General features: G+C 68.7%; 17 protein-coding genes. 8 read left to right on the top strand and 9 right to left on the bottom strand.

Annotation, left to right across the window (positions count from 1 at the left end; genetic code table 11):
• The 5 genes from M8J74_RS41725 to M8J74_RS41705 all read left to right on the top strand — a co-directional run.
• Positions 1–1,270: ABC transporter substrate-binding protein (locus tag M8J74_RS41725; RefSeq protein ID WP_249841388.1), on the top strand; the 1,270-nt coding region annotated here is incomplete at its 5' end.
• A gap of 11 nt (positions 1,271–1,281) precedes the next feature.
• On the top strand, positions 1,282–2,220 hold the full coding sequence (locus M8J74_RS41720; protein ID WP_249841387.1) for a carbohydrate ABC transporter permease: 939 nt from the start codon (positions 1,282–1,284) through the stop codon (positions 2,218–2,220).
• Positions 2,217–3,110, top strand: coding sequence for a carbohydrate ABC transporter permease (locus tag M8J74_RS41715; protein WP_249841386.1), 894 nt, complete (start codon positions 2,217–2,219; stop codon positions 3,108–3,110). The genes M8J74_RS41720 and M8J74_RS41715 overlap by 4 nt, the downstream gene beginning before the upstream one ends.
• Positions 3,111–3,152: 42 nt before the next feature.
• Positions 3,153–4,109, top strand: coding sequence for a carbohydrate kinase family protein (locus M8J74_RS41710; RefSeq protein ID WP_249841385.1), 957 nt, complete (start codon positions 3,153–3,155; stop codon positions 4,107–4,109).
• Entirely contained in the window at positions 4,106–5,416 is a 1,311-nt protein-coding gene (locus M8J74_RS41705; protein ID WP_249841384.1) for an alpha-glucosidase/alpha-galactosidase, read from the top strand. Before M8J74_RS41710 ends, M8J74_RS41705 begins: the two co-directional genes overlap by 4 nt.
• A 169-nt stretch (positions 5,417–5,585) precedes the next feature.
• Here M8J74_RS41705 and M8J74_RS41700 read toward each other — a convergent pair whose 3' ends face one another.
• The 4 genes from M8J74_RS41700 to M8J74_RS41685 form a co-directional block, all read right to left on the bottom strand.
• Positions 5,586–6,440: a class I SAM-dependent methyltransferase gene (locus tag M8J74_RS41700; protein WP_249841383.1), complete on the bottom strand. Its 855-nt coding sequence runs from the start codon at positions 6,438–6,440 to the stop codon at positions 5,586–5,588.
• Positions 6,441–6,846: 406 nt separating this feature from the next.
• Positions 6,847–7,170 carry a hypothetical protein gene (locus tag M8J74_RS41695; protein ID WP_249841382.1) on the bottom strand — a complete coding sequence of 108 codons (324 nt, stop codon included), beginning with the start codon at positions 7,168–7,170 and terminating at the stop codon, positions 6,847–6,849.
• A gap of 126 nt (positions 7,171–7,296) precedes the next feature.
• The gene (locus tag M8J74_RS41690; RefSeq protein WP_249841381.1) at positions 7,297–7,962 is read right to left on the bottom strand and encodes a ScbR family autoregulator-binding transcription factor; all 666 of its coding nucleotides are present in this window, start codon (positions 7,960–7,962) and stop codon (positions 7,297–7,299) included.
• A 464-nt stretch (positions 7,963–8,426) separates the two neighbouring features.
• Positions 8,427–8,840 carry a winged helix-turn-helix transcriptional regulator gene (locus M8J74_RS41685; RefSeq protein ID WP_249841380.1) on the bottom strand — a complete coding sequence of 138 codons (414 nt, stop codon included), beginning with the start codon at positions 8,838–8,840 and terminating at the stop codon, positions 8,427–8,429.
• Between the two features lie 103 nt (positions 8,841–8,943).
• On the opposite strand from M8J74_RS41685, the gene M8J74_RS41680 reads away from it, so the two are divergent.
• Positions 8,944–9,795: an alpha/beta fold hydrolase gene (locus M8J74_RS41680; protein ID WP_249841379.1), complete on the top strand. Its 852-nt coding sequence runs from the start codon at positions 8,944–8,946 to the stop codon at positions 9,793–9,795.
• A gap of 116 nt (positions 9,796–9,911) precedes the next feature.
• On the opposite strand, the gene M8J74_RS41675 is transcribed toward M8J74_RS41680, so the two are convergent.
• Complete coding sequence (locus M8J74_RS41675; RefSeq protein ID WP_308406186.1) at positions 9,912–10,658, bottom strand: HAD family phosphatase; 747 nt, start codon at positions 10,656–10,658, stop codon at positions 9,912–9,914.
• 688 nt (positions 10,659–11,346) lie between these two features.
• On the opposite strand from M8J74_RS41675, the gene M8J74_RS41670 reads away from it, so the two are divergent.
• Complete coding sequence (locus tag M8J74_RS41670; RefSeq protein WP_249841378.1) at positions 11,347–11,913, top strand: hypothetical protein; 567 nt, start codon at positions 11,347–11,349, stop codon at positions 11,911–11,913.
• Between the two features lie 211 nt (positions 11,914–12,124).
• Here M8J74_RS41670 and mgrA read toward each other — a convergent pair whose 3' ends face one another.
• Both mgrA and M8J74_RS41660 read right to left on the bottom strand, forming a co-directional pair.
• Positions 12,125–13,168 (bottom strand): L-glyceraldehyde 3-phosphate reductase, encoded by a 1,044-nt coding sequence (gene mgrA, locus M8J74_RS41665; RefSeq protein ID WP_249841377.1) that lies wholly within the window; start codon positions 13,166–13,168, stop codon positions 12,125–12,127.
• A 232-nt stretch (positions 13,169–13,400) separates the two neighbouring features.
• Positions 13,401–13,985 (bottom strand): DUF4352 domain-containing protein, encoded by a 585-nt coding sequence (locus M8J74_RS41660; RefSeq protein WP_249841376.1) that lies wholly within the window; start codon positions 13,983–13,985, stop codon positions 13,401–13,403.
• A 229-nt stretch (positions 13,986–14,214) separates the two neighbouring features.
• Between M8J74_RS41660 and M8J74_RS41655 the strand changes: the two genes are divergently transcribed.
• Positions 14,215–14,532, top strand: coding sequence for a hypothetical protein (locus M8J74_RS41655; protein ID WP_249841375.1), 318 nt, complete (start codon positions 14,215–14,217; stop codon positions 14,530–14,532).
• Here the strand turns inward: M8J74_RS41655 and M8J74_RS41650 are convergent.
• The gene (locus tag M8J74_RS41650) at positions 14,519–14,875 is read right to left on the bottom strand and encodes a hypothetical protein (protein WP_249841374.1); all 357 of its coding nucleotides are present in this window, start codon (positions 14,873–14,875) and stop codon (positions 14,519–14,521) included. The two genes, M8J74_RS41655 and M8J74_RS41650, sit on opposite strands and share 14 nt — an antisense overlap.
• 121 nt (positions 14,876–14,996) lie before the next feature.
• A partial coding sequence (locus tag M8J74_RS41645) for a M4 family metallopeptidase (protein WP_249841373.1) occupies positions 14,997–15,356 on the bottom strand: 360 nt, incomplete at its 5' end.

The following is a 15,356-nucleotide window of genomic DNA, read 5'->3' as shown; positions in this document are numbered from 1 at the left end:
GGCCTGGGCCACCGCGGCGGCCGCGGGCCTGTCGGCCGCCGGCTGCGCGGCGGGCGGCGACAGCGGCGTCAGCGCCGACGGCACCGTGACCATCGAGATGTGGCACGGTCAGACCGACACCGGGAAGAAGGCCCTGGAATCCCTGGCCGCCGCCTTCATGCGCAGCCACCCCCGCATCCGGGTCGAGCTGGGCGGCGGAGTGCTCGCCGACTCGATGCTCCAGAAGGTGACGGCCGCCCTGGCTGCCGGCTCCTACCCGGACATCGCCTACATCTTCGGTTCCGACCTGGCCAGCGTCGCTCGCAGTCCACAGGTCGTCGACCTCACCGACATGGTCGGACACGCCCCCACTCCCTGGGGGACCTACTGGGAACCGGCACGCGCGGCCGTGACCGTCAACGGCCAGGTCCGCGCCGCGCCCGCGCTGCTGGACTCGCTCGCCGTGGTCTGCAACAAGGAGCTGTTCCGGCAGGCCGGCCTGCCGCTGCCTGAAGCCGGCTGGCGGTGGGACGACTTCGTCGCCACGGCCAAGGCGCTCACCGACGCCGGCGGCGGCCGTTTCGGCACCGGCTGGCCCGGCGTCGGCGACGAGGACACCGTCTGGCGCCTGTGGCCCATGATCTGGGATCTCGGCGGCGATGTCGTCGCCGCCGACGGACGGCACATCGGCTTCACCGACGCCGGGACCCGCGCCCTGGAGGTGGTGGCCGCGCTGGTCCGCGACAAGAGCGTCTACGTCGACCCGAAGCCCGGCAGCGAGCAGATGTACCAGGTCTTCCAGTCCGGCCGCATGGCCATGGTCGTCACCGGACCGTGGCAGCTGCCCGACATCCGCCAAGCGAAGATCGACTACCACGTCGTGCCGCTGCCCAGCTTCTCCGGCCGGCCGGTGACCATCAGCGGACCCGACACCTGGACCGTGTTCGACAACGGCGACGCCCGCAAACGAGCCGCCAAGACCTTCGTGACCTGGCTCATGCAGCCCCCGCAGGACGTGCGTTGGGACATCGACGCAGGCAGCCTGCCACTCAGCCGTCGGACCCGCGCTCTGCCTGCCTGGCAGCACAAGGAAAGCGGCACCGAGGGACTGGCGGTGTTCACCAAGGCCCTCGACACGGCCCGGGCACGCCCCGTCCACGCCGCCTATCCGCAGATCTCGCAGGCTCTGGGACAGGCCATCGTCGCCGTGCTGCTGGGTCGGAGCAGCCCCGCCAAGGCACTGCGCGGCTGCGCCGCCGACGCCAACGCCGCACTGCTCATTCCGCGTTGAGGAGCCCCGTCATGTCGCGACTGCCCACCCCGATCACCGTGTCCGGGCCGCCGGACAGCCGGCGAGCACTGCGCCGCAGACGAGCCGGTGAAGCCGCCATGGCCTGGACGTTCGTCTCCCCCGCCGTCCTGATCATCATCGGCCTCAGCGTCGTACCCATCATCTGGTCGCTGCTGCTGTCCTTCCAGGCCGACGACCTGGTCACCCCCAGCCGTTGGGTGGGCCTGGACAACTACCGCGCCCTCGCCCAGGACCCGCACTTCAGCCAGGCACTGCGCAACACCCTGCTGTACACGGCACTGTACGTGCCGGCCAGCATGGTGGTCGGCCTGCTCCTCGCCCTCGCCCTCAACCGGCGCATCCGCTTCGTCGGGCTCTACCGCACCCTGTTCTTCGTGCCGTTCGTCGTCTCCGCGACCGCGCAGGGCGTACTGTTCTCGTTCATCCTGGACCCCGAGTTCGGCGCCGCAAACGCCGTCCTGCACCACCTCGGCATCCCGTCCCAGGGCTTCCTCACCGACCCCTCCCAGGCACTTGTCGTACTCGTCGCGATCAGCTTGTGGAGCGGTACGGGCTTCTGCCTGGTGATCTACCTCGCGGCCCTCCAGGACGTGCCGGCCTCGTTGATCGAGGCGGCCCGGCTGGACGGCGCCGACCGCCTCCAACTCCTGCGCCACGTCACGCTCCCCGCTCTGCGGCCCGTCACGGTGTTCCTGCTGCTGTGGCAGACCATCGAGTCCCTCCAGGCGTTCGACCTCGTGTACGTCACCACCAAGGGCGGGCCTCTCGGCTCCACCACGGTGATCGTCTACTTCATCTGGCAGCAGGCCTTCCAGAACGCCACAGCCGGATACGGTGCCGCCTCGGCCTACGTCCTCGCCGCATCCCTGGGCCTGATCGGCCTGATCTTCCAGCTCCTCCGCCGCCGCGCCCAGGGGGCCTCCGTATGACCACCCTCTCCGCCCCGCCCGACGCCACACAGGCGCCTTCCCCCGCCCCCCACCGCGACGCGCGCCGACGCCACCTCCGACTGCCCTTCAGCGCCTGGCACTTGCTGCTCGCGCCGATGGCCCTGCTGTTCGCCGTCCCCCTGATCTGGCTGGCGCTCAGCTCGGTGATGAGCAACGCCGAGATCAACCGTTTCCCGCCGGCGCTGTGGCCCTCTCGTCTGGACCTGGGCGGCTACCGCTACGTCCTGGGCAACGCGATGTTCCCCCGCTGGTTCGCCAACTCCTTCCTCGTCAGCCTCGTCACGGTCACCGCGAACCTCGTGCTCGGCACGCTCGGCGGCTACGCCTTCGCCCGGATGCGATTCGCCGGCTCCCGGCTGCTGCTGGGCCTGATGCTGGCCACGATGGCGATCCCGTTCCAGCTGACGATGATCCCCACGTTCCTGGTGATGAGGCAGCTCGGCCTCATCGACACCCTCGGCGCGCTGATCGTGCCGTCCCTGGTCACGCCCTTCTCGGTGTTCCTCCTGCGGCAGTTCTTCCTCTCGCTGCCCCGGGAGCTGGAGGAGGCCGCCTGGATCGACGGCTGCTCACGGCTTCACGTGCTGTGGCGGATCGTGCTGCCGCTGTCCCGGCCGGCCCTGAGCACGGTGGCGGTCCTGACGTTCCTCAGCACCTGGAACGACCTGACCTGGCCCCTGATCGCCATCAACCACGACACCCGGTACACGCTCCAGCTCGGCCTCACGACCTTCCAGGGACAGCACCACACCCAGTGGGCCGCCGTGATGGCCGGGAACGTCATCACCGTGGTGCCGGTCCTGCTCGCCTTCCTCGGCGCGCAGAAGGCGTTCATCCAGTCCATCACCTCCACCGGCCTCAAAGGCTGACCCCGTTCGCCCTCGACACACCCCTCAGGCAGGAACCCCTCAATGCCGCACTCGTTCGACCTGCTGGTCATCGGTGACGCCAACCCCGACGTCGTCGTCGGCCCGCTCGACGGCCCTCTCGCCTTCGGCCAGCGCGAACAGCTGGTGCCCACCGGCACCCTCACCATCGGGGGATCCGGCGCGATCGTCGCCTGCGGGGCCGCCCGCCTCGGCCTCAGGGTCGCCTTCGCAGGCCGGGTCGGAGACGACGACGCAGGCCGCTACATGCGCGACCGGCTCGTCGCCCACGGCGTCGACACCGAGGCACTGCGGCTCGACCCCCGCCGGCCCACCCCCATGACGGTCGTGCTCACCCGCGGATACGACCGGGCCATCATCACCGCCCCCGGCACCCTGGCCGCGACCACCGCCGACGACGTGCCCGCGGCGCTGCTGGGTGCCGCGCGGCACGTCCACTCGGCCTCCTACTTCCTGATGCCCCAGCTCGCCGTCGCGCTCCCGGAACTCCTGCGCACCGCACGCCGGCACGGCGCCAACACCTCCCTGGACACCAACGACGACCCGTCAGGCCGATGGGAAGACCCGGGCCTGGACGCGGTCCTGGCCCACACCGACTTCCTGCTGCCGAACGCCGCCGAAGCCCGGCGCCTGGCCCGCCTCGACACCGACGACATCGCCACGGCCGCCGCACGCCTCGCCCGCCGGGGCCCGGTCACCGCGGTCAAGAACGGCGCCGACGGCGCCCTGTGCCACGACGGCGAACGGCTCATCACCACCCAGGGCATCCGGGTCCGGCCCGTCGACGCGGTCGGCGCCGGGGACAGCTTCGACGCCGGGTTCATCGCCGCCCTGCTCGACGAGACACCCCTGCCGCAAGCCCTCCGCTTCGCCGCGGTCTGCGGAGCCCTGTCCACCCGTGCTCACGGCGGCACCACCGCACAGCCCACGCGGGACGAAGTCCTCGCCCGCCTTTCCGAGACCGAGGAAACCCCGGTATGACCACCCCCAAGATCGCGTTCATCGGCGCGGGCAGCGTCGTCTTCACCCAGGGACTGCTCGCCGACCTCCTCGCGTTCCCCGAACTGAAGTCGGCGCACATCGCCTTGCACGACATCGACGTCGAGCGTCTGGCCACCGCGCACGCCGCCGCCGCCCGGATCGCGGACGCCCTCGGCGCCGCTCCCACCGTCACCGCGGACACCGACCGCCGCAAGGCGCTGGCGGACGCCGACTTCGTCATCAACATCGTGCAGATCGGTATGGGCGAGGCCACCCGGACCGACTTCGAGGTACCGGCCCGCTACGGCGTACGCCAGACCATCGGCGACACGCTCGGTATCGGGGGCATCTTCCGCGCCCTGCGCACCGTCCCGTTCCTCAAAGACCTGGGGCGGGACATCGCCGAGGTCTGCCCGCAGGCCTGGCTGCTGAACTACACCAACCCCATGGCCATGAACGTCCAGTACCTGACCCAGGCCACCGGCCTGACGAGGGTGGTCGGACTGTGCCATTCGGTCTACTGGACGATGCGCGACCTCGCTGATCTGGTCAAGGTCCCCTACGAGGAGATCAGTTACCACGCCGCGGGCGTCAACCACCAGGCGTGGGTCCTGCGCTTCGAGCACCAGGGCAGGAGCCTCTACCCGAAGCTGGACGAACTGATCGCCTCCGAAGGCCAGTTGCGCCGCAGGGTCCGGGTCGACATGTACCGTCGGCTCGGCTACTACCCGACGGAGACCAGCGAGCACTCCTCCGAGTACGTGCCCTGGTACCTGCACCACAGCAGCGAGGTCGAACGGCTGCGGCTGCCGATCGGCGAGTACCTCAAGATCGTCGACGAGAACGTCGCCACCTACGAGAAGACCCGCGAAGCGCTGGCCTCCGGGACACCCGTCGCCGTCGAGGGGACGATGGAGTACGCGCCCCAGATCATCCACAGCATGGTCACCGGCACCCCGCGCACCATCTACGGCAACGTCCCCAACCGGGCGCTGATCGACAACCTGCCCGCACACGGTGTCGTCGAAGTGCCGTGCCTGGTGGACGCGCTGGGCGTCCAGCCGACCCGGGTCGGTTCCCTCCCGCCTCAGCTGGCAGCGCTCAACCGCACCTACCTGAGCGCGAACGACCTGGTGGTGCGGGCGGCGATCGAGGATGAACCGCGCCACGTCAGGCACGCGGCGATGACCGACCCCGCCACGGCCGCGGCCCTGCCGGTCGAGGAGATCTGGCGCCTGTGCGACGACATGGTCACCGCCCACGGCGACCTCCTCCAACCCGGTCTGCGCATCCGCCTGGGCTCGTGAGCGCCGCAGTCGGCGGACCGCCCACACCGGCCCGCCGACCGGACCACATACAGGCCGGCGCCGAGACGGCGTGATGGACGTCCTTGCTCCGACCCGAGGCTGCTTGATGCAGGGCCCGGTCAAGCCCGGTTGACGGCTGGGCTGTCTCCGCCGGCCAGCATGGGGTGGTTCAGCCCGGCTTGACCGCCAGCGTCGCAAAGTAGTGCGACAGGTATGCAGCGGAGGCGTTGGACTGGTGCGGCGCTTCCGCGAAGCCGGTGACGACGAACCCCGCGGCGAGCTGCCCGCCGATCTGGTCCGTGAGGGTGTGGCTGTATTCCAGAGCGGCGTCCGCGCCGAATTTCCTGGCGCGTTCCTCGGCGGAGTACTCCGTGACATCGCTGTAGGGCAACTTGTGCACGACGACCAACTCGCCGCGCTCGTCGAGCGCCTCGTGGTCGAACAAGTACACATCGGGATTGAGGAAGCCGGCGAGCAGCGTTCCGCCCGGCCGCAGGACGCGGAAGCACTCACGCCACACCGCTGCCACGTCCGGTACGAACAGGTTGGAGACCGGATGGAACACAACGTCGAACACCCCGTCCGCGAAGGCACTGAGGTCGCGCATGTCGCCCAGGACGGTGCGCAGGTCGAGTCCGTCGCGCGCCGCGACCATCTGGTCCTGGCCGAGCTGACGGGGTGAGTTGTCGAACACGGTGACCCGCGCCCCTGCGGCCGCGAGGATCGGCCCCTGCTGGCCACCGCCGGACGCCAGGCACAACACGTCCTTGCCGCTCAGGTCCGCCGGCAGCCAGGAGCGGTCCACTTGCTCATACCCGACGAGAACAACCGACCAGTCGCCTGCGCGGGCGCGCTCGATGTCCTCCTTGCTCACGGGCCTCGACCACTCGTTGCCCTCTTCGACGTACTTGTCCCATGCTGCTCGATTGTGGGCAACGGGGTCGTCAACACTGTCGGTCACGTTCAACTCCCTGCTCGAGCCACGCGCCACCGGCGCCAGTGACACTCCGGTGCCGTGCAGCAAGCCAACACGATCGCGGGGTGCCGACTCAACGCAATTGGCGCACATCCAGGTGCCAACACGGACTCGCGTGGCGCTCGCGCGGGGGTCCGGATCCTCGCAGGCCCGTACGTCAGATGTGGGCCCTGACCTGCTGGACTGGATGTCCCAAAGCGTGCCCGATGGCAGTCAGTTCATCGCCGCTGAACCAGGCACGCTCGGGATTCCAGATGGCGATCTCGAACCGGGCAAAGCCACACGGCCAGTCGTAGTCCAGTACGTCCAGCGACGTCGCGGCGCCGCAGCAGGGAACCACCACGGCGAGCGTTGCGAAGCCGTCGCCGCAGTGAGCTTCGAGCAGACCGGCTCACTCTCCGGCTGCCAGTGCGGGTCGGTCGGAATGACAGAGAGGACGTCGTCACCCATGGGCTCACTCGCTTCGTCGGACGGAAACCTCATCCTGTGGCGCGGCGGTAGCGTCCTCGTCTGGTGGTGTCGACTCGTCGGCGCCGCCGTGGAGACTGGCGCGAAGACGCTCTGTAGCCTCTTCCAGCCGCGTGCGGTAATCAGGCTGGAAGACCTCGCTCAGCGTCGTGTCCAACGCTCCCGAGATCGCATAGATCGGCGACCAGACGGCCGAGTCGTGCACGATCCCCGCAAGGTCATCGGAGCGGAACATCACTTGGTGGAGCCAGTCCGAGAGCACAAAGGCTTGATCTCGCGAGAGCCGGATGGTGATCGCTTCCTCGTCCACGCCCTCAACCTAACCGCTTCGACCAGTGGTGTCGCCGACCCAACCTCCACAGCGGCGCCTCGTACGACGCTTCCTGCCGGATCCTTGAGCAGGCCAGAGCTTCCCTGCCGCTGCCGCCGACGAACCTCAGGCGTCCACCGGTGCGGGCTCGCGCTGCCGCAGACGCCGCGCCTCCGCCATCACACGGGCACCGCGGTCCGGCGCCGTGTCGAGCCTGATCAACGCCGCCGGCGTGGCGATGGCCGGCAGCATGTGGTTGAACAACACCGACACCCGCTCGCTCAGGTCGGCCCAGCGCGAGGTCACCTCGGAATAGGTCTGGGTGCCCAGCCAGGCGGCCAGGAAGCACTCGGACGTCTCCGCCGGCACCACATGAGGCAAGACCTCGCCCTGCGCTTTGGCCTGGCTCAGATAGGCCGTCGACAACTGCGTCCACGCTGGCCAAGCGCTGCCGATACGACGCTGAACGTGCAGATCCGCAGAGAGCCGAATGCCGGCCAGCAGCACCACATCCTCAGGGATCTGATGCGCCAGCGTCATCCCGACGTCCACCCACTCCTGCAGCTTCAGCTCACGCGGCACCACATGGTCACGGGTGATCTGCGCCTCGATCACTCCGCGGGCCAGCGCCTCCTTGGAGTCGAAGTGAAAGTACAACGCCCCCTTGGTCACCCCCGCCCGCTCCAGGATCTCCGCGATCGTGGCAGCCGTGTAACCCCGCTCGGCAAATACCTCCGCCGCAGCGAGAACAACAGCACGACGGGTCCGTATCGCACGCTCCTGACGCGCCACAGTCCCTCCCCCGAGCAATAAAAAAACCGAACGTTACGTATCTTACCCCTCGTCTAATCCCCAACCCCCGGCGCCTGAACTCCTCGTGAGGTTTTCTGTCCGAATCCGCACGCCACCAGGCCGTCCGCACGCTCCGGCGAGCACGGACGGCCCACGCTCAGGAATTGACGCGCGACCAGCACGCGTCACTGCTTGCCGAGTCGCTCACGATCCACCGGTCCGCCTCCCGCGTGGAGCCGATCTCGTCGGCGCTCACCACGACAGCCCCCACCAGAGCAGGCCACATTCTCGCGCTCCCCGATCCAGTGACCGAAGTCAGCCGCCGAAGCGGTCCGAGGCCCGCAGCCGTCACCAGGGTGAGCCGCGGCTTTAGCTCAACCGGTCAGGTCTATCGACGACTTCGCCCCGCCACCATTTGCCTCAGCCGGCCCAGACCACTCCACTCCCCAAACACGCCCTACGCCTCAGCCAGAGGGAGAGTCGTCCGCGAGCCGGTTGTTGCGGTCGATCTCCGGCATGTGGGTCTCGGCCCAGACCCGCAGGGCGGAGAGCGGTCCTTCGAGGGAGTGGCCGAGTTCGGTGAGCCGGTAGTGGACGGCGGGCGGCACGGTGGGTTCCACTCGGCGCGCGACCAGGCCGTCGCGGACCAGGCTCTGCAGGGTGACGGACAGCATCTTCTGTGAGATGCCGGGGACACGGCGCCGCAGTTCCGCGAAGCGCAGCTCTCCCGGAGCCTCCTCGGCCAGCACCTTGACCGCCATCGACGTCCACTTGGTGCCGATGCGGTCCAGCAACTGGCGAGTTGGGCAGCGCGGGTCCAGCAGATCACCCCGATCACCGGGCGGACGGCCGGGTCCGCCGGGTCTGGATGCGGTCACCTGGAGCTCACCACCTGAAGGGAAAGTGCCGTCTTGGGCGGACCAGGTTAGTTCCCTAGCGTGAGCTGGTCACCACTCCTCACCGCACCCCTGGAGCCTTCCCATGCCCGAACTGCGGCGCATCCCCGTCAACGGTGTCGAACTGAACGTCGCTCTCGCCGGCTCGGGCCCGGCCGTCCTGCTGCTGCACGGCTTCCCGCACACCTGGGAACTGTGGACGGACGTCATGGCCGACCTCTCGGGCCGCTACCGCGTCATCGCGCCGGACCTGCGCGGGTTCGGCGCGAGCAGCCAGGTGGCCTCCGGGTACGACGCGGGCACCCTGGCCGAGGACGCCGCGGCGCTCCTGACCACACTCGGCGTGTCCTCGGCCGCGGTGGTGGGCATCGACGCGGGCACGCCGCCGGCCTTTCTCCTCGCCATGCACCGCCCTTCTCTCGTCCGGCGCCTGGTCGTCATGGAGTCCCTTCTGGGCAGGCTGCCGGGCGCCGAGGACTTCCTCGCCGACGGGCCGCCGTGGTGGTTCGGCTTCCACCGCGCCGCGCCCGGCCTCGCCGAGACAGTCCTGGAGGGCCATGAGGCCGACTACGTCGACTGGTTCCTGCGTACCGGCACGCTCGGCGACGGGGTGCGCCCCGCCCTCCGGGACGCGTTCGTCCGCGCATACACCGGGCGTCGGGCGTTGAGCCGCGCGTTCTCGTACTACCGCGCCCTGCCCGAGAGCGCCCTGCAGATCGAGCAGGCGGTCGCCGCGACCCGCCTGACGGTGCCGACGATGGCCTTGGGTGCCCGGCCCGTCGGCGCTGCGCTGGAACGCCAACTCCGCCCGGTCGCCGACCATCTCACCGGACACGTCATCGAAGACTGCGGCCACATCATCCCCCTGCACCGTCCGCGCGCCCTGCTCACGTTGCTGCATCCGTTCCTGGCCGGTGAGGACGCCACAGCAGCGTGACCGGGGCTGGGGCGCCTTCTGGCCGACGACGCCGGCCCCCACGGGCCCATGCCGCTGCCTGCACCGATGCCCAGAAGGCCCCTGACGGCCGCCTGACAGCACTCCGCCCCCGTTCCTCACCGCACCCCCTGCTCGGACACTGCAGCGGCCCGATCGCTGTCCGGACACTGCCAACTGCCGCCTTCGGACGCCTCACGATCGACGGCAACCAACAGCTCCTCGTCGATGGCGGACAGCGAGTCGACCAGATGCCGTACCCCCACCGCCTGCATGAGCCGGCGCTGATGACCGTGCGGGAACGAGCCCGGATGGCCGATGAATGGGACGTTCAGGTCCCTGGCGCGTTCCGCCACACTCGCCACATCGTCGATGAAGACCACCTGGCTGTGGCGAAGTCCGAAGACGTCCTTGGTGATCTCCTCGATCCCCGGACGGAAATCGTTGGTGCACACATACCCGGGCCCGGCGAAATACGACGCCCACGCACCCAGGTGGGAATCGAAGTGCTCCTTGTCCAGGCCTCCGTAGCACACGATCCGCAGGCCCAGGGCGCGTAGCCGCTGCAGGAGTTCCAGCGCGCCTTCGGCCACCCGCACCGGATGTGCGCGCAGATACCGCTCACGCTCGGCGAAGTAGACGTCGATGAACTCGCGCGCCGACGCGGCGCCACCTGCGGCCCGCACGAAATACTCGGCCGCCTCCATCCGCGGCCGGGAGAAGACAGCTCGTTCGAACTCCGGCGTGTACTCCACTCCGAACCGAACCGCCAGACGATGGATCACCGGACTGAAACTGTCATCGAGCAGGACACCGTCAATATCGACAGCCGCCAGACGCAGGACACGCAAGGACGTGTTCACCACGGACTCTCCCCCAGAACGACAACAACACAGACGAACAGGACATTTATGACAAGCAATGACCAGGGGCTGCGAGAACAAGATGAGAGGAGGGCGCTGAGACCCCAACACGACAACCGGCCAGCCCCGGCCTCGCGCACCGCTCGAAAAGAAACCGCCTAACGGGTTTCCACTCCCCCCGCACCCCCTCAGGCGCCCCAGACGGGCATCGACACACCCTCGCGCCCTACTCCTGACAGCCCGCCCAGGTCCCCGCACGTTGCCGGAACCCGGCGACTGTCCGATAGAACCGCACCCCCCTCGCCAGCAGACCGCCCGGTCAACCCTTCGCCCCGCAGGAAGGGGCAAAGAAAACCGGTAGGTCCGTATCTTACGGGCTGCGGGACGCCACCGATACCCGCTGCAACACATCCAAGGGTCGTTTGCGCCGGCGCCGAGCCTCACAGCACCACGAAGACCCCGGTGATCATCTCGTCACTGGTCAGACCGCTTCCGCCCGCACTCGCCGGCCATCTCGGCCATGGCCAGGGCCCAGGGCGTGAAAAGGCCCCGTTCGTTGGGGCGGCCGCGAAGCCGCGAAGGGCACTGCAGACGGCGACGCGCAGTGACCGCAACCTTGAGCCGTTGTCGATGGTCTATTGCGTAGCGGACGTTGCGATGTGAGAGGGGCCTCTTGAAACGGATGCTGCGAGTGCTGCGCAAGGCCGAGTCGTTGCTTCTGGCGGCGAGCCTCAAAGCGGATCGACGTCTCGGCATGGGCGGTCGGTACCGGCCTCCGGCACCCGTTGCAGTCCGCGTCGCCAGCCACCCTCTGCGCTCCGCGACGGTCCTGGCAGTACCCCTCGCAGCCCTGGGCGGCTCGACCTTCGGTGCGTTCACCGATCTGACGCGCTTCCTGCAGGCGGTCGGCCTGGGCATCGGCATGATGCTGTTCTTCGCCCTGCTGCTGCGACTGGAGCGCCTGACCCAGCTGCACTACAAGCGTGTCGGCTACGCCAGCGCCACCCCGCTGCACCCGCGCCCTCCTCGTCCAGCCGACCTCAGACGAGCCCTCGGCCGTCTCGGTATCTCCTGGGTCGTCTGCTGGGGTCTGCTGTCGCTCGTCTTCTGGGGCGCGGAGCGAGCCCGAGGCGCTCCCGTCAGCTGGCTCTTCAGCGGGGCGTTCATGGGTGTTGTGCTCCTGATCCCGACTGCGCTCGGCTACCGGATAGAACGCAAAAGACAGCGGACGCGCCCACCGGGCAGCGGGGATCAGTGACAGCAGGGCGTTACGACGACCGCAGGTCGAACGCGGCTTCGACCGTAGGACCTTCGCCAAACCCGAAACGGGCACTGCGCCCGCTGCGGTCACGTCTGGGGCATTCAACGCCGCTGCTCGTGCTCCCCCTCCCGTCACTGTCAGGGCCCCGCTGAGTGCGCCGCGTGTGCCGGGCTGACCCGCGCGCCCTTTGCCGCGTCCGGCAGACGCGTCAGCCGATGTTGCCCTGCCGGGCGTCCCGCCACAGGTCGACGCCACCGTCGGTGGCGTACTTGTCGATCTCGGTCAGCTCCTCGGCGCTGAACTCCAGGTTCTCCAGCGCGGCGACGTTCTGCTCCAGCTGCTCCGTGCGGGAGGCGCCGATGACCAGCGAGGTGACCCGCTCGTCTCGCAGCGCCCAGGCCAGAGCCATCTGGGCCAGCGTTTGCCCGCGCTGGGCGGCGATGTCGTTCAGCGCCCGCAGCCTGTTCCGCATCTCGTCCGTCAGCCACGCCGTGTCGAACGACGTGCCGGCCGAGGCCCGCGAGCCCTCCGGGACGCCGTCGAGGTAGCGGCCCGTCAGCAGCCCCTGGGCGAGGGCGGTGAAGCCGATGATGCCGAAGCCCTCCTCCTGCGCGACGTCCAGCAGCCCGTCCGTCTCGATCCAGCGGTTGAGCATGCTGTACGACGGCTGGTGGATCAGCAGCGGCGTGCCGAGATCGCGCAGGATGGCCGCCGCCTGACGGGTGCGCTCAGGGTCGTACGAGGAGATGCCGACGTAGAGCGCCTTACCCTGGCGCACCGCCGTGTCGAGCGCGCCCATCGTCTCCTCCAGCGGCGTGCCGGCGTCGAGGCGGTGGGAGTAGAAGATGTCGACGTAGTCCAGGCCCATACGGGTGAGGGACTGGTCGAGCGAGGCGAGCATGTACTTGCGTGAGCCGCCGCCCTGACCGTACGGGCCCGGCCACATATCCCAACCGGCTTTGGTGGAGATCACCATTTCGTCGCGGTAAGGCGTCAGGTCCTGCTTCATCAGCCGACCGAAGTTGATCTCTGCCGAGCCGTAGGGCGGGCCGTAGTTGTTCGCCAGATCGTGATGCGTGATCCCGAGGTCGAAGGCGCGCAGCGCGATCTCGCGCTGGGTCTCGAAGGGACGGTCGTCCCCGAAGTTGTGCCAGTACCCCAGAGAGAGCAGGGGGAGGTCGAGACCGGAGCGGCCGGTCCGTCGGTAGCGCATGGTGCCGTCGTAGCGGTCAGGATGTGCAACGTGGGTCATGCGTCAACCATGCTCGCGGACGATTCTGAAGTCCAACAAGTGAGGATCATCGGATTCAGCGCCGCAGCTTCTCAATACGGGCGGCTCGGCCCAGGCTGACGCGCGCAGAAATCATCAGCGGCCTCCAACCCCCAGTCCGCTCGCCGAGCCCTTCCGCCACCGACCCCATGGCCCCTGCTCTGCCCGCCGGCGCGTGTTCGGCAGCCGAATCGGTGACGGGCTCGCCCCCGTCCTATCCCTTGGGAACGGCCCATTCCCTCGGCTCGGCCACTCCCTCCGGGGCGAAGAGCACCGACTGGGGCCGCTTCCCGTCGGGAACGGCGAACACCAGCTTGCCCCGTGCACACTTGCCGGCCGTCACGGTCACCTCGACGGGATACTCCGGCTTGGGGAAGTCGCCGTAGGTGGTGCCCGAGCGTTGCACCCGGCTTCCGTCGCTGTAGTACAGCGTCCAGCTCGTGGTGCTGTCAGTGAACGACCCCTTCGTCACGCACAGCCGCAAGTCGGCGTATGCCCACACGTAGCCGGGCTCGCCGGCCTCCTCGCTGGCGTTGCCGACCGAGGTGAAGCCCTCTCGATAGCCCAGCACGGTGACGCCGGCCTCGAAAGCCTTGGCCGGGTCGCTGCTGGTGAACCTCCAGTCCTCGCCGAAGCCGAGGGCACCACGCGTAGCGGATGAAGGCGAGGGCGCTGGCGCCTTCTCCCCAGGCGTGGCAGGGACCGTCTGCGTGACGGTCGCCCCCGGAGATGCTGCTCTGTCGCCCTTGAAACCCGTGACACCGATCAGCACGCCGACGAGCACCCCGGCCAGGGCCACCCCCACGAGGATCAGGACGCTCCGAAGGGGGCGCCCCGATCCGGCCGCGCGCGAGGGGTCCGGCGCTCTGAGCGGACCGCCCGGAGGACCTGCAGGAATCCGGCTGCTCATGGCTTCAGCGTGCGTCGGCCTCTTTGTCCACGCACTCCAAGCCGCACCCTTGGGGGCAAAACCCATGGGGTGGCCACATCCGCTTTCTGACGGCTACGTCGGCGGCAATAATCTCGGCATGGTTCTGCCACGACCGGACAACCGGCTTCCAGCGTTCTGGGAGGAGCACAGGCAAGCGCCGTTTCCCGGCCGGTTCCGCGGTGTAAGCATCGCCGGCGTAGAGCTGACCCTGCTCGACTCATACATGGCTGGTCTGGCCCTACGAGAGCTGAGCGGCGGGTTGGACGACGACGATATCCCGACTCTCTGGGCATGCATCGCAGACCTCGACAAGGTCCTTCCGGTCATCGCTGACGACTACTGCAGGTCGTACTACGCAAGACTGCGGGTCATAGCCGGCCTCATCGCGCCTGGATACCTGCCTAGCGCGAGCTGACGGCCGATCGTGAGCACGCGTCCACGCAACAGGGAATGAGCTCGACCAAAGCGAGAGTAGTTGTCCAAGAGCGGAGCGGCGGCTCGACCTGCACGACGTAAGAACCGCGGCGCAAGTTGCGCCTCCATATGGGAACCCCCTCGAAAGCCAGAAGGTGCTCCAGCCAGTACAGAAAGTCGTCTTCATCGCCCTCGAAGGGCCTTGCCATCACCTGCTTCTGCGTCAGCTGATGCAGCTCGCTCATCGCAGACGGGTGGCAACCCTGGACGTAACCGGGCTCGTGAAGTTGCTGCTCCTCGACGACGATGCGACCGGCCAGCCCATGGGACCAGTCCAAGGTCATGTCCGCAATCATCCCAGCCGCATTCGTCTCACCAATCTCGTCACCAAGATCGTGTTACGAGCTCTTGAAACCCAGGCGGCACCCGGGAGAATCCCGGGTGCCGCCCGTCAGGCGTGCTGCGTCACTTGACGTTGACCGCGGTCCAGGCCGCGGCGACCGCCTTCGCCTCGGCGCTGTCGGCGCCGTAGAGGTCGCCGGCCGCCGACAGGGTGCCCTTGCGGGCGGCGGCGTAGTCGGTGGTGGACGTGAAGTACGTGGTCAGGGCCTTGTACCAGATCTGCAGGGCCTTGTCCCGGCCGATCCCGGTGACGGTGGAGCCGTCCTGGGTCGGGGAGTCGTAGTCGACCCCGTTGATCGTCTTCTTCCCGCTGCCCTCGGACAGCAGGTAGAAGAAGTGGTTGGCGACGCCGGAGGAGTAGTGGACGTCCTTGTTGCCGACGTCGGCGGACCAGTAGTCGGCCGAGCCGCCGTCCTTGCTGGG

Source organism: Streptomyces panaciradicis, assembly GCF_023516615.1.
In the GTDB taxonomy this organism is placed as follows: Bacteria; Actinomycetota; Actinomycetes; order Streptomycetales; family Streptomycetaceae; genus Streptomyces; species Streptomyces panaciradicis.
This window is presented reverse-complemented; position numbering and strand designations above follow the sequence as displayed.